The sequence below is a fragment of the Thiospirillum jenense genome, assembly GCF_014145225.1.
GTDB lineage: Bacteria > Pseudomonadota > Gammaproteobacteria > Chromatiales > Chromatiaceae > Thiospirillum > Thiospirillum jenense.
In genome coordinates this window covers 24,233-39,271 of record NZ_JABVCQ010000019.1, presented here as the reverse complement: position 1 = coordinate 39,271, position 15,039 = coordinate 24,233, and the positions used below count along the sequence as shown (strand labels likewise).

Sequence of the window (15,039 nt, the reverse complement as noted above, 5' to 3'; positions counted from 1 at the left end):
AATAAAAATCATGCCGGTTGAAGCAAACTCTATGATTGCCATTTTACCCGAAATCGTTATTTTAACGGTTGCCTGTGCGGTATTAGTGATTGATCTGTATTTACCTGATGAACGCAAAGACATCAATCATATAGTGACAATCATTGGATTAGCCACCGCGCTTGGTGCGATTAGTTTGATTGGCAGTGATAAAGTCACTTATGCGTTTGATAATAGTTTTATTCGTGACCCACTCAGTGACCTGCTCAAGGGTGTGATTTTAATTGTCACGCTATTCACCTTTGTGTATTCGCGTGATTACATGCAGCAACGTCAGTTGTGGATTGGTGAATACCATGTGCTGATTTTATTCGCGGTACTAGGCATGTTGATTATGGTTTCAGCAAATAACTTTTTGACCCTGTATCTTGGGTTGGAGTTATTAGCACTGTGTTTATATGCGTTAGTCGCCTTTGATCGTGATTCAAAAGCCGGTGCAGAAGCGGCAATGAAGTATTTCGTGCTAGGTGCATTGGGTTCTGGCATGTTGCTTTACGGGATTTCAATGCTGTATGGCGCATCAGGTGGCTTTTTTGGATTTGCGCAAATTGCCGATATTGCAGCAGCGCAAGGCACGGATAATCAATTGCTGGTATTTGGATTGGTGTTTGTGTTAATTGGTGTTGCATTCAAGTTTGGTGCAGTGCCATTTCACATGTGGCTGCCGGATGTGTATCAAGGCGCGCCGATGCCAATTGTTTTATTTTTATCCAGTGCGCCAAAAGTGGCAGCATTCGCAATGGCGGTGCGGATTTTAATTGAAGGATTAGGCGGCTTGCAGACCGATTGGGGCGAAATTTTAATCATTCTCTCCGTGTTGTCATTTGTGTTGGGTAATGTCGTGGCAATTGCGCAAACAAATATTAAACGTATGTTGGCGTATTCCACGATTTCGCACGTCGGGTTTATTTTCCTCGGGCTATTGGCAGGCACAGCAGCGGGCTATACAGCGGCTATGTTTTATACCGTCGTGTATGCGTTAATGGCCGCGGGTGCATTCGGTATTTTAGTATTATTATCAACGCAAGGAATAGAAGCCGAGCAGTTGGATGATCTCAAAGGATTGAGTGAGCGCAATGGTTGGCTGGCCGCGATGATGGCGTTAATTATGTTTTCAATGGCTGGGGTGCCGCCTGCCGTTGGCTTTATGGCAAAGTTATTAGTCTTAGAAGCGGCGGTGAGTGTTGGATTAGTTTGGCTGGCTGTGTTAGCGGTGATTTTTTCAATTGTTGGGGCATTCTATTATTTGCGCGTCATCAAGTTAATGTACTTTGACAAGCCGCAATTAGAACAGCCGCTGGTGATTGATGGCACGGCAACCATTGCCATTAGTATTAATGGTTTGGCGATTTTATTTTTAGGCTTATTCCCCGCATCATTGTTGCAAGTGTGCGGGGTAGCATTCGGTTAATTGAATTGAACAGTGACGGTATTATTCACCTGTTGTAATACCGTGCGCATGGTTTCCGCACTAAGACGGGGGCCAAAACGTGTGACCACTTGCGCCGCCGCCGCCGCCGCTAATTGCCCGGCGCGGTGATGATTCCAACCATGCGTCAAGCCATAAAGAAATGCGCCGGCAAACATGTCACCCGCCCCAACCGTATCAATTGCTTTGACTGGTATGGCGTCAATTTCAATTAACGCTTGACCATCAAAAATCAATGCCCCGTGCGCCCCGCGTGTGATGACAAATTCACGCGCTAATTGTTTCAAGGCGGCAATTGCTTCTATTAAATCATCCGTATCCGCCATGCCTTTTGCTTCGGCTTCATTGGCAAATATTAAATCCACTTGCCGCCCAATCATTGCCTGCAACCCGGGTTTGAAATACTTCACCATATTGGGATCGGATAAAGATAGCGCCGTTTTAATTCCAGCTTGTTCGGCAAATTGCCGCGCTTCAATTGCCGCCACGCGGGCGGTATCCGATGTCACCAAATAGCCTTCCGTATAGAAATAGCGAGCGGCGCGAAGGGCATTGGTGTCTAATTCATGCACGGATAAATTGCCGCTAATGCCCAAATAAGTACACATGGTGCGGTCGCCGTCGGGTGTGACTAATACCACGCAGCGGCCGGTGTCGCCGTGTTCAAGGTATTGATTGCCGAGCGTTGCAATGCCATTTTCATTCAAGTCATGCAAATAAAAATGGCCGAGATCATCATTCGCCACTTTGCAGGCATAAAACCCGCGCCCGCCGCATTGACTGATTGCAATTACCGTATTCGCCGCTGACCCACCAGAGCCGCGATGATGGGGATGATCGGCAAGGTATTTCATAATGCGCAATTGATGATCTTCATCAACTAATGTCATCACGCCCTTGTCAATACCAAGATGGTGCAGATCGGCGTCCGTGATCTGGTATTCCAAATCAACTAACGCATTGCCTAACGCATAAACATCGTAGTGCGGCATCGCTGGTTTCATTCCTAATCAAGTGAATTGTAATTAACGCTGCGCGGCGTGGTTAATAACCGCTGCCACGCGCTCGGCGTCTTCTTCATGGGCAAGATGACCCAACCCATTTAATGTGATTAATTCAGCCTGCGGTAATAAACGCTGCACCCGCTCCGCTTCACTCGGTGGAATGGTTTTATCATTCGTGGCCGCGACCAGTAATAATCGGCAGGGCAGGTGCGGTAATTGCGCTTGTAAGCTGTGCAAATCCCAATTGGCCATCATATTTAATGCGGCGGCGACGTGGCCGGGGGTTTGAACTAATAACCGATAACGGGCGATGCCGTCGGCAGTTAATTGGGAACCGGTGCTGTCTATTAACCGTTCAATAGCACCCCGGCGGCGGGCATCATAGCTGACAATGTGCGGAATGAATGCGTTGCGCGCCATGAAGCGGGCGAGTGGTGAAAAGAATTTACCGGGCATTCCGCGCAACGGTAATAGCGCACCGCTGAGGCTGATTAATACTTCGGAGGCAATTGCGCCATTAAAACAGCATTGGGCGAGAATGGCGGCGCCGGCCGAATGACCGACCACGATGCGCGGTGCGGGTAATTGTAAGGCGGTTAATAATTCACCAATGGCCGCGGCCATGCCAGTTAATGATAATTGCGCGGCGGCGGGGGCGGAGGTGAATCCGTGGCCGGGTAGATCGGGAGCAATGACGGTGTAACGCTGGGCTAATAACGGCAATAGATCAGCGAATGAATGGGTTGAGGCCGCGGTGCCGTGCAATAATAATAAGGTCTCACCTTGCCCAGCAATTTGCACATGCCAGCGCAATTCACCCGCGTTAATAAATCGGCTATGGTCGGTATTCGGCCAATTCGCACGGGTCAATTCCCAATCCGGCCGTGCATTCAAAACGCGCTGTAATAAACTCATTGCCGTTATTTCCGTGTTTAATTGCCAATGTGTTTAATTATAATGCCGCCTTGACTGCGTGCGATAATACTTGCGCATCGGCGTGCGGTAATGGCAAATACAGCGCATTCATTTCTTTGGCCAATTGCTCCGCTTCGGGACGCGGGCGCGGTGACACGTCAATAATTAACGTGGTCAATTGGGCGCTGCGCAATACGCGAGCGGCGCCGAGTGCATCTTCACTGGCTTGGGCGCGGCCGCCGGTGCCGTCGCGGGCGACATTAGCGCGGCCGTCGGTCAACAAAATCACGACCGGCGTCCCGCCGCGCCGTTTGATGTTGTCGGCTAATTCAAAGGTGGCATCGAGCGCGGCCGCGAGTGGTGTGCCACCGCCGCCGGGCAGTCCGGCGAGGCTGCGTTTAGCTCTGACCAGCGAGCGCGTCGGCGGTAACAGCAATTCTGCGCCAGCGCCGCGAAAGGCGATCATGGCGACGCGGTCACGGCGGACGTAGCAGTCGGCCAGCAGCAATTCCACCGCGCCTTTGGCTTCGGCTAATCGGTGCAGCGCGGCGGAGCCGGAGGCGTCCACGACAAAAATCGTTGTCGTTTCAGAGCGTTGCTTGTAACGGGTGATGCGAAAATCATCATGGCGCACCTCGACTCGCGGCGGTTTGTGCGCACTGCCACCCGCGGCCGCCTGCATCGCCTCACGTTCAGCGCGGCGAATTTTTTGCCACGGTGCCGCCGCCCGCAGCGTGTCAATCACGTTCAACCGCACCCCAGCGCCCGGATCACCGGCACGAGTTCCCGCCGGCCGCCCGCGCAGTGATCCCTGCTGCTGCGCACCAGATTTGCCGTGCGTCCGCGACCGCCCGCGCAATGCCCCGACCTGCAACTCGGCTAACAAATGCGGCGGAATCGCGGCTTGCGCGGCTTCGAGTACCTGATCCTCCAGCGGTTTATCCAACTGCTGATCGGGCGTATCAGCTTGATTTTGCTCATCATTCTCATCATTTTGCTCGGGCGGTGGCGGTTGCTCCGGGACATCCTGATCTGGCGGCGGTTCAACCATTGGCAGCCGCGTCGCTCGCGGCGCCAGCACCAACCGCGCCGCCGCCGTGACATCCTCGGTACTGACCTGTTCACGTCCCGCCAGTGCCGCGGCCGCTCGGGCGACGGCGAACGCGGCGAGTGACGAGCGCAGCGAATCTACGCCCAGCACCAGTGCCGTGCCGCACAGCGCTTGAATCACTTCGTCGTCAGCGGTGACACGCGGCAACCGCTCGCGGGCGCTGAGAATTTGCTCGGCGCTGTAATCACTCGGCACCGCATCGCGCCAGCCGATGTCGCTTAAATCAATCAGCATCGCCAAGCGGTCAACCAGCGTGTGCGGCAGGCGCTCATCATCATTGGCGCTCTCGTCCAGCGCAATTAAGCCAAAGCGGGTTGGGGTGCGGGCGGTCAAGCCGTCGCGTTCCAAATAGACCTCGCCGGCGTCAAGCGTCACGCTCAGATGCGCGGCGGTGTTACGGGCGACGCGCTCGGCCATCGCCAGTAGCAACACGCCACCGTCCGCTTCCACTAATAAACCGCGCTCGGCGACGGGGCGGCCGCTGCGTAACGTGGCGGCCAAATCTAGTCCACCGAGCAGGCGGCCGTCGGCGATGTGTAACGGAATGCGGCGGAACGGGGCATCTGGTGGTAATAATTCACGGATCAGATCGAGCCACAGGTCGCGCACGGGGCCGGGGAAGGCTTTGACCACGACGCCGGCGGTACCGGCGGGATCAACCGCGAGTAATGCGGCGGCGAGGCAGGCGTCATCCCAGGGGGAGTAGCGCACTGCTGGCGCGGCGGCGGGCGGCGTGACTGGTGCTGCGGTGACGGCGGGAGTGGTCATGCGCCAAACAGTTCCTCAATCGCTCGCATCACGCGAGTGGTTGAACCAGCGTCATCCAACACGTTGCGGCGCAGGCGATGGCGCAGAGCGGGCGGGGCGACGCGCTTGAGGTGACTGTCCGTGACCTGATCGTCACCTTCCAACGCGGCCAGTGCGCGGGCGGCACGGATCAGGGTCAATTCACCGCGCAAGCCGTCGGTGCCGAGTTTCAAACACAACTGCGCTGCCCGTTCGAGTGCCGCGTCGGGAACTTCAACCTGCGGCAGGCGCTCTTTGGCCTTGACCAGTTGAGTGCGGACTTTGGCATCTTTGCGTTTCCATTTGTCAATAAATTCATCAGGATCGCGGTCAAAATCATCGCGCAACCGCACCACGCGCACCCGCGTTGCTAAATCTTTCGGCGTGGTGACTTCGACGGATAACCCGAAACGGTCAAGCAACTGCGGGCGCAATTCGCCTTCCTCGGGATTGCCACTGCCGACCAGTACGAAGCGGGCGGGGTGGCGGACGCTCAAGCCCTCGCGTTCCACCACGTTTTCACCCGAGGCGGCGACGTCGAGCAGTGCGTCCACGAGGTGATCTTCGAGCAAATTCACCTCGTCAATGTAGAGAAAACCGCGATGCGCACGGGCGAGCAGTCCCGGTTCAAACGCTTTTTCACCCCGAGTCAGGGCGCTTTCCAAATCCAATGCACCGATCACGCGGTCTTCCGTCGCGCCGAGTGGCAAATCCACCACCGGCACGGGGGCTTTGTGCGCTTTGAGCTGACCTTTAGCGCGGCGGGTGCGGCAGGATTCGCACAAACCGGCGTCGGGGGCGTCGGGATCGCAGTGATAGACGCATTGGTCAACCACGCGCATCGGTGGCAAGAGCGCGGCGAGGGCGCGGATCGCGGTGGATTTGCCGGTGCCGCGATCACCGAAGACCAGGACGCCGCCGATGCTTTGATCGGTGGCTGCAATCAGGATCGCAAGTTTCATTTCTTCTTGCGCAACGATGGCCGAAAAAGGAAAGGCAACCGGCATGATGAAAATGTCCTCAATAAAAACGGCGGGTGATAAATCGAATGGTTATTCAGATAAAGGTTTTATTTGTTGATGTAATTGGTCTAATAATGCTTTGAGTCGCGCTGCTTCTAATACGGCAGCGTCTTTTTCCTGAATTGCAATGTCTTTTTCTTGAACTGCGGCTTCTTTCTCCTGAATTGCAATCTCCCTTTCTTGCAACACAGCCTCTTTTTCCTGCAACGCCTGCTTCAAATCATTCTCAAGCGAACGCTGAATGCGCAAATAACTAATGCGATCCTGATATTCCCAATAGGCACGATCTTCATCTGAAAATAGTTTTAAAGTTTGCATCGCTTGCCTCATTTCATTGGTTTGCATCCAGACAGGTAGATTGGATGAATCAAGTCGTTCCGCTTCGAGAAAAAATCTTAACCAGCGTTGCAATTCGGTTTCAACATCCGCCGCTTGAAATTTACTCAATTCCAATAACCAAATACCGCCGTGATTGTGAAAACAGCGACCTTGATTATCACGGAAGCGATAGACATGTAAAAATTCAGGATCACCAAAGTAAGCAAGTTGGTCATCTAATAACGGCTCGGCTAATAACCAAATCGAATAACTGGGTTTAAGCAGCTCATAAGGGTCGCTCTCTTTTAATTGTCTTGTGTATAAAAGTCCCCAATTGTAAATGATGCGAGCTGACAAGCCAGAGTGATTCAGCAACTGAATTTCAATCTGATACTGTTGCTTATTTTCATCCTGCGCTTTAATGTCAACAATACTGAGCTTGCTATCTGCCTGCTCACGGTCATTATAGGGATTGAGAATTTCTACTTCACGAATTGGACAGCGCAAGGTTTCACCGAGCGTTGCATTCAAAAAATGCACAAGCAAGTTACGATTATTATTACTACCCAACAGCGCTTTGAATACACAATCTACCTTAGGATCAATTGGACGGCGCATGGCAATCAAACCTCAATAAACATCGTTGCAATCCAGTATCCAGATCAATAAATCTACTGTGCCAGTGCTGTTCGTCATTACCGATCAATAAAAGCGAAATGAGTTAACTGGAACGAGTTGATCGTTACCGCGCAGGCGCGTGACAACGATCAACGAATCACGTCAGAATAATTGCAATCAACCTTGTCTTAATAACGCCCGCAATTCAGCAATGGCTGCATTCGCACGCGACACATACGACGCCATCACCAATGAATGATTCGCCATTGCACCGAAACCGGTGCCATTCAGAATCATAGGACTCCAAATGGAGTCTTGCGTATTTTTTAATTCACGAATAATTTGCCGCAACGACACAACTGCATTCTTATCTTTCAGCACCGCGTCAAAGTCTATTTCAATTGATTCTAACGTGTGCAATAACGCCCAGGTATAGCCGCGTGCTTCAAAAAACACATCATCAATTTCACCCCAGGGCGTTTGATTATGCACCTGTGCTGGCACTGGCGTTGATTGCCGCGCACTTGGATCACCGGCGAGCGTGGTATTTAATTGATCCTGTCCGGCGGCATAGGAAAGGCGCTGCGCTAAATTGCCCAATCGCTTTTCCACCACTTGTAAATACATTACCAAATTATCAGCGCGGGCAAAGAATTGCCCATCCAATGCGCGATCATCCGCCAATCGCTCGGCATAACGCCGCAACGCTTTAATGCCTTTGTTATATTCAGATTCGGTTGACGGCAAAATCCACGAATCAGAATTATAATTCAATTGTGGCTGCGCGATCTCTAAATCCTTATCTTCCGCAGATTGAGACTGGGCGCGGCTAAACTCATTTCTTAATGAATACGCCAGGTCGCGCAATTCAGTCAAGGCGCCAAATTCCCAATTCGGGATATTATCAAGATAAACACCGGGCGGCGTTTTATCATTAATCAAATAGCCGCCGTTCTTATGCAGCAACGTCTCACCAATTTGAATGGTTGTTGCCGCCGTCACGCTGCCCACAACAATTTTATTAGCATCGCCATTTGCAAAGTTCAAAGCATTTTCATACACGTCAAAATGACCGGGCGAACGCGACCAAATAATCCCCAGCACCAGAACGATAATGACATAAGTGATGGCGAATAAACCTAACGTCCACCACAAACCTTTTTCGCGCCATTGCCGTGGATCATACAACTTGACCACATGCGTAACGCTTTTTTTCAATACAGGTTGTTTAACTGTCCAGTCGGTGCGAGTCATAATATTCTCCGTCGTTTATTTTGCTGGTTATTTAGTTGGTTATCAATCACAGTGAATGACCAATTCACCTACTCACAGCGCACTGTAGCCTAATTGCGCTAATGCTGCCTCATTACTACTCCAACTCTTTTTCACGCGCACCCACACATTCAAACGCACCGGACAATCAAATAACTTTTGCATTTCCAATCGCGCTTGCGTCGCCGCCGCTTTTAATGCCGCCCCGCGCTGGCCAACAATAATTGCTTTTTGACTGTCACGCTCGACCCAAATTAACGCATGAATATGGTAATGACCGGCACGATCTTCAAACCGTTCAATCCCAACGGTAGTGTGATACGGCAATTCATCACCATAGCGTTGTACCAATTGCTCGCGTAATAATTCTGCCGCTAAAAACCGCTCCGAGCGGTCGGTTAATTGATCGTCCGGGAATAGATTTTCACCCGCCGGCAGCGCATTTAATAACGCCAACTCGAGTGCATCTAATTGATCGCCCGAGCGCGCTGATACCGGTAATAATGCCAACCACTCATGCCGCTTGGCTAATTCGGCTAGATACGGCAAGAGCGCGGTTTTATTAGCAACTAAATCGGTTTTGTTAATTGCCACCACTGCGGGCGTCGCCGTCGCCGTAATCGCATTGAATGCAATTATATCTTCTGCCGTAAAGCGCAAGGCTTCAACCACGAATAATGCCACGTCCACATCAGCTAATGCCACGCGGGCGGCGCGATTTAAATAGCGATTCAATGCGCCTTGCCCGCGCTGATGAATGCCAGGCGTATCCACAAATAATAATTGCCCATCGGGACGAGTTTTAATTCCTAAAATGGCATGGCGGGTGGTTTGCGCTTTATGAGAAGTGATCGCCAACTTCTGTCCTAATAAACGATTAAGCAAAGTTGATTTACCGACATTTGGACGGCCAATAATGGCAATCGAACCGCAGCGGTTCATTGCTTGATTGGTGCAATCAATTGCCTGATCGGTCACGTTTCATTCCCGCCATTCATTGCCGTCAGCATTTGCGTTGCCGCCTGTTGTTCCGCCCGCCGCCGACTGGTACCCAATCCAACCGTTTCCTGCCCACTATCTAATAAACGACAGCGCACGGCAAATTGTTGATCGTGTTGTTTACCGCTCACATCCACCACCGCGTATTCGGGTAATTCACGATGTTGCGCCTGCAACCATTCCTGTAATCGCGTTTTCGGGTCTTTACCGGGTAAATGCGTCGCCACCTGCGCTAATGGCGCGGCGAATAATTTAGCAATTAACTTTTCAGCGGCCGGAAACCCCTGATCTAAATACACTGCGCCTAATAAGGCTTCAAACGCATCCGCCAGAATTGAATCACGCGCATAGCCACCCGTGCGCAATTCACCTGATCCCAAACGCAAATAATGGCCTAAGTTCAGCGCCCGCGCCTGGGCGGCTAATGATTCTTCTTTAACCAAAGCCGCCCGAGCGCGACTTAAATCGCCTTCATTCGCCATTGGGAATTGCTGCAACAACTTGTCGGCAATGACAAAACCGAGCAACGCATCGCCGAGAAATTCGAGGCGTTCATTATTATGACTGCCCACACTGCGATGCGTGAGCGCCTGCTCGAATAAATCAAGCCGCTCGATGGTATGCTCAATCAAATCCTGCAATAAAGGGTCAAGGCACGGACTCACGATTTCTTAATAATCACAGTGTGGTTAAAGTGCATGAGGGCATCAACATTTAAGAAAATATGCACCTGATCTTCATACTCAATGGTTAAATCAATTCCCTCGCCATCGGCACTCTTTGTTGCAGTGAAGTCCTCGGCTTTTATCGAGCGCACGTCATCAATATACAATTGATCGGTCACTGCTTTAATGATACCGCGAGCACCCTGATCGAATAACTCGGGCTTTTGTTGCAGCCCGTCCATTGCTGATTTCACTTGCCAAAAAGTAAAATAAGACGGCGCCATCGTGAAAAATAAGGTGCCAAAAAAGGCCGCCAATGCGGTGCCCATCATGACACCAACAAAACTCAAACCACCTTGTGTTGTTAAACGTGTTTTCATTACTATGATTTCCTCGCTATTTGATGCCTTATCAACTAAATCTCATTCAATACCATTGCCAAGTCGCTCCCATGCAATTGGGAAACCCGCCCGTTCGCCATCCCAATTCATCCAGATTGCAAATGCTTTGCCAACCAAATGATCTTCGGGAACAAAGCCCCAGCAACGGCTGTCATTACTATTATCACGATTGTCGCCCATCACAAAATACTGCCCATTGGGAATCACAATTGCGCCATGTGCTAATACATCACAGCCCGGCGGGAAATCAAACGTATTCGGGTTAATTAACACCTGATGCGGGCGGCCGGTGAGGTCTTCTAATGCCAACTTCATTCCCGTTTGACTACTGCCGGCGCCCGTGCCGATGTAATTATTTTGCGGCGTTTGCACCATTGGTAAATCATTCACATACAAAGTTTTATTAAAATACTCCACTTTATCACCCGGCACCCCCACCACGCGCTTAATGTAATCAACGGATTCTTGACGGGGAAAACGAAACACCACGACATCGCCACGGTGTGGTTCGCCAACATCAATAAACTTGCTATTCAATACCGGCCAGCGCAATCCATACGCAAACTTATTAACTAAAATAAAATCGCCCACCAATAGGGTCGGCATCATTGACCCTGACGGGATGCGAAATGGCTCCACTAAAAACGACCGCAATAACAATACGACCAACAGCACGGGAAAAAATGATCTGGCGTATTCAACGACAATAGATTCATGCTTGGGGGTATTGACGTTTTTTATATTCGTATTGTGCCGTTTTCGACGGGGCACAAGTATCACTGCGTCAATTAACCAAATCATACCGGTGATTGCAGTGGCGAGAACAAGAAAGGTTGGAAAATCAAAAGTCATGGGTGCAATGTAGTCGGTTGTTAATTATTAGATTGTGAATAAAGCGTTTGGCACTCAACGGCAGTTTATTGCAACCGCAGAGCATGTTTAACGCACCAGCTAATTATCTTTTCCGGTCTGCAAGACCGCCAAAAATGCCTCTTGGGGGATTTCAATTTTGCCGACCTGTTTCATGCGCCGCTTGCCCGCTTTTTGTTTTTCTAATAACTTGCGTTTGCGGGTCACATCGCCACCATAGCATTTTGCGGTCACATTTTTACGCAAGGCTTTCACCGTCGTGCGCGCAATGACTTTAGTGCCAATAGCGGCTTGAATGGCGACCTCGAATAATTGACGCGGAATTAACTCCTTCATACGTTCGGTCAATTCCCGCCCGCGCAATTGCGCATTGTCACGATGCACAATTAACGATAGCGCGTCCACGCGGTCGCCGTTAATTAACACATCTAATTTAATCAAGTCGGCGGGTTGAAAGCGTTTGAATTCATATTCAAAGGACGCATAACCGCGACTGACGGATTTCAACCGATCAAAGAAATCCAGCACCACTTCATTCAATGGCAATTCAAACGCGACCTGCACTTGACCGCCAACGAATTGGATTTGTTTTTGCACCCCGCGCTTATCAATACACAACGCAATCACCCCGCCCAATTGCGCTTGCGGCACTAAAATATGCGCTTCAATAATGGGTTCTCGAATCTCACGAATACCGCTGGTTTCGGGTAAATTGGCCGGGTTATCAACTTTAATCACTTCGCCATTGGATTGTTCCACTTCATAAACAACGGTTGGCGCGGTGGTAATTAAATCCAAATCATATTCGCGTTCGAGCCGCTCTTGAATGATCTCCATGTGTAATAAACCAAGAAAGCCGCAGCGAAAGCCAAACCCGAGGGCTTGCGAGGTTTCTGGTTCATAAAACAAGGCGGAATCATTTAAGCGTAATTTGCGCAGTGCATCGCGTAAATCTTCATAGGCGTCGGCGTCAATTGGATATAACCCGGCGAATACACGCGGGCGAATGGCGCGAAAGCCGGGCAAGTGTTCTATTGCCGGACGATCAGCGCGGGTAATGGTGTCGCCGACGGGTGCGCCGTCAATTTCTTTAATCCCGGCAATTAAAAACCCGACTTCACCGGCGGTCAGTTCATTTCGCTCAGTCTTTTTCGGCGTGAATACCCCCAACACATCGGCAAGATAATTACGGCCGGTGGACATGACTTGAATCTTATCGCGTTTATTAATGCGGCCATTCATAACGCGCACTAATGAAACAACGCCGACATACGAATCAAACCACGAATCCACAATTAACGCTTGCAAAGGTGCATTGGGATCGCCATTCGGCGGCGGGATTTTCGCCACCAGCATTTCTAATAATTCAGGAATGCCATCGCCGGTTTTCGCACTAACGCGCAGTGCATTATCGGTTTCAATGCCAATGATCTCTTCGATTTCCCGCAACACGCGCTCGGGTTCAGCCGACGGTAAATCAATTTTATTTAAGACCGGCAGCACTTCCAATCCCAATTCAATTGCCGTGTAACAATTGGCCACGCTCTGCGCTTCAACGCCTTGCGCGGCATCCACCACTAATAACGCGCCCTCACAGGCGGCTAATGAACGTGAGACTTCATAAGAAAAATCCACATGCCCGGGGGTGTCAATAAAATTGAGTTCATAGCGTTGGCCATCGCGGGCGATGTAATCCAATGTGACGCTCTGCGCTTTAATCGTAATGCCGCGCTCGCGTTCCAAATCCATTGAATCTAATACTTGCTCCGACATTTCCCGCGCTGTTAATGCGCCGCAATGTTGAATAAACCGATCGGCAATGGTGGATTTGCCATGATCTATATGCGCAATAATAGAAAAGTTGCGGATGTATTTCAGCTCAATTGTCATTAAACACCAACGGTAGGTGGCGCGGCGGGTGAATAGCGGGCGACCGCGCCAGCGTCATTTGAAAACGCAGTTAGGCCGCGCATGGTAACAGAAAACGCGGCTTGATCGGCTAGGGCGCGGCGGCGGCGGGCGGCGTCTGAGGTGCGGGCGGCGCGGCGGCGGTGCGGGCAATGGCTAATGCTTTCAACACGTTCAGCGCCTGCGCGAGTTGATAATCTTCAGCGGCAAGCGGTTGTTTATCATCAGGTTTTTTGTCAACCGCCGGCTGGTCAACGGGCGAATTTGGCGATTGATCCGAGGCCGGCGGTGCCGATTTGACTGGCGCAGCGGGCGGCGCGTTTTTATCCGCCGCGGGCGCTGCCGGCAGTTGCTCATCCAGGTGGTGCATCAAATTGGCTTCTTTCAGCGGCGCCACGCCCGCCTCGCCGGTTAATTGCAAATTGCCGCGTTCCAATTGAATATCCGGCACGATGCCGTGTGCCTGAATTGAGCGCCCCGACGGCGTGTAATAGCGGGCGGTGGTGAGTTTCAGCGCACGGGTTTTGTCAATTGGCACAATGGTTTGCACCGATCCCTTGCCGAACGTCGCCGTCCCCATCACGATGGCGCGGTGTTGATCTTGCAGCGCCCCGGCGACGATTTCTGACGCTGACGCGCTGCCGCCGTTGACCAGCACCACCAGCGGCGCACCGGCGAGTAAATCATCCGGGCCGGCTTTGAATTCCAACCGATCATCGTCGTCGCGCCCTTGCGTATAAACAATCAACCCGCTGGTCAAAAACAAATCCGCCACGCCGACCGCGCCGTCGAGTACGCCACCGGGATTGTTGCGCAAATCCAGCACCAACCCGCGCAGGCCGCCGTGATTTTCTGCGACCGCCTTATCCAACGCCTCGCGCAAATCAGCGGTGGTGCGCGATTGGAAATTGGAAATGCGCACATACAAATACCCCGGCTCCAGCAGCCGCGTTTTCACACTGGCGACGTGAATCACCGCCCGCGTCAGCCGCACCTGGATCGGCTGCTCGACGCCCGAGCGCAGCAGGGTTAATTCAACGCTGGTGCCGGGCGTGCCGCGCATCAATTTCACCGCGTCGTTGATGCTCAACCCCTTGACCGGCTTGTCATCAACCCGCACGATCAAATCACCGGACTGGACGCCGGCGCGTTGGGCGGGGGTGTCATCAATCGGCGCGATGACCTTGACCATGCCGTCTTCCAACCCGACCTCGATGCCCAGCCCGCCGAATTCGCCGCTGGTGCCGACCTTAAGATCGGTGTAGTCGTCGGCATCCAAATACGCCGAGTGCGGGTCAAGTCCGGCCAACATGCCGCGAATCGCGCTGGCGAGTAATTCTTGATCGGTGACAGATTCAACGTAATCGCTTTTGATCCGCCCGAACACCTCGGCAAAGGTGCGCAAGTCCTGTAACGGTAAAGTATTTTTGTCATCTGACTTGGCCGCGGGCGGCGCGTGATCGGCTGGGGCGGCCGCGGGCAATTGCAAGTGCGGTGACGGTTGCACCGCCGGCGATGGCGGCAATGATTTCAACGGCGGCTCGGCCGCGAGTGGTGGTGACAAGAGCGCCAGCGGCAGAATCACGGCGGCGGCGGGTAACGCAGCAGACAGGCGGCGAGCAAATAACGTGCGATTTAACATGGTATCAATGGTCATGGTGCGAGGTGGTGAAGCCATTAGC

13 protein-coding genes are annotated in these 15,039 nt (G+C 51.9%); 1 reads left to right on the top strand and 12 read right to left on the bottom strand.

Annotation, left to right across the window (positions count from 1 at the left end):
* Window positions 1-10: 10 nt before the first annotated feature.
* Complete coding sequence (gene nuoN, locus HUK38_RS09570; protein WP_182584111.1) at window positions 11-1,450, top strand: NADH-quinone oxidoreductase subunit NuoN; 1,440 nt, start codon at window positions 11-13, stop codon at window positions 1,448-1,450.
* On the opposite strand, the gene HUK38_RS09565 is transcribed toward nuoN, so the two are convergent.
* The 12 genes from HUK38_RS09565 to HUK38_RS09510 form a co-directional block, all read right to left on the bottom strand.
* Window positions 1,447-2,460, bottom strand: a complete 1,014-nt coding sequence (locus tag HUK38_RS09565) for an adenosine kinase (protein WP_182584134.1) — start codon at window positions 2,458-2,460, stop codon at window positions 1,447-1,449. The two genes, nuoN and HUK38_RS09565, sit on opposite strands and share 4 nt — an antisense overlap.
* 33 nt (window positions 2,461-2,493) lie before the next feature.
* Window positions 2,494-3,387, bottom strand: coding sequence for an alpha/beta fold hydrolase BchO (gene bchO / locus HUK38_RS09560; RefSeq protein ID WP_182584110.1), 894 nt, complete (start codon window positions 3,385-3,387; stop codon window positions 2,494-2,496).
* Between the two features lie 37 nt (window positions 3,388-3,424).
* Entirely contained in the window at window positions 3,425-5,266 is a 1,842-nt protein-coding gene (locus tag HUK38_RS09555) for a magnesium chelatase subunit D (protein WP_182584109.1), read from the bottom strand.
* Window positions 5,263-6,291, bottom strand: coding sequence for a magnesium chelatase ATPase subunit I (gene bchI, locus HUK38_RS09550; RefSeq protein ID WP_182584108.1), 1,029 nt, complete (start codon window positions 6,289-6,291; stop codon window positions 5,263-5,265). Before bchI ends, HUK38_RS09555 begins: the two co-directional genes overlap by 4 nt.
* Window positions 6,292-6,336: 45 nt before the next feature.
* Window positions 6,337-7,242, bottom strand: coding sequence for an Rpn family recombination-promoting nuclease/putative transposase (locus HUK38_RS09545; protein WP_182584107.1), 906 nt, complete (start codon window positions 7,240-7,242; stop codon window positions 6,337-6,339).
* Window positions 7,243-7,419: 177 nt separating this feature from the next.
* On the bottom strand, window positions 7,420-8,496 hold the full coding sequence (locus tag HUK38_RS09540; protein ID WP_182584106.1) for a DUF2333 family protein: 1,077 nt from the start codon (window positions 8,494-8,496) through the stop codon (window positions 7,420-7,422).
* 72 nt (window positions 8,497-8,568) lie between these two features.
* The gene (gene era / locus HUK38_RS09535) at window positions 8,569-9,456 is read right to left on the bottom strand and encodes a GTPase Era (protein WP_182584133.1); all 888 of its coding nucleotides are present in this window, start codon (window positions 9,454-9,456) and stop codon (window positions 8,569-8,571) included.
* A gap of 32 nt (window positions 9,457-9,488) precedes the next feature.
* Complete coding sequence (gene rnc / locus HUK38_RS09530; RefSeq protein WP_182584105.1) at window positions 9,489-10,178, bottom strand: ribonuclease III; 690 nt, start codon at window positions 10,176-10,178, stop codon at window positions 9,489-9,491.
* On the bottom strand, window positions 10,175-10,558 hold the full coding sequence (locus HUK38_RS09525; RefSeq protein ID WP_182584104.1) for a DUF4845 domain-containing protein: 384 nt from the start codon (window positions 10,556-10,558) through the stop codon (window positions 10,175-10,177). Before HUK38_RS09525 ends, rnc begins: the two co-directional genes overlap by 4 nt.
* 42 nt (window positions 10,559-10,600) lie before the next feature.
* Window positions 10,601-11,431 carry a signal peptidase I gene (lepB, locus tag HUK38_RS09520; protein WP_182584103.1) on the bottom strand — a complete coding sequence of 277 codons (831 nt, stop codon included), beginning with the start codon at window positions 11,429-11,431 and terminating at the stop codon, window positions 10,601-10,603.
* Between the two features lie 99 nt (window positions 11,432-11,530).
* Entirely contained in the window at window positions 11,531-13,339 is a 1,809-nt protein-coding gene (lepA, locus tag HUK38_RS09515; protein WP_182584102.1) for a translation elongation factor 4, read from the bottom strand.
* Window positions 13,340-13,448: 109 nt separating this feature from the next.
* Entirely contained in the window at window positions 13,449-15,035 is a 1,587-nt protein-coding gene (locus HUK38_RS09510) for a S41 family peptidase (protein ID WP_238787572.1), read from the bottom strand.
* Window positions 15,036-15,039 lie beyond the last annotated feature (4 nt).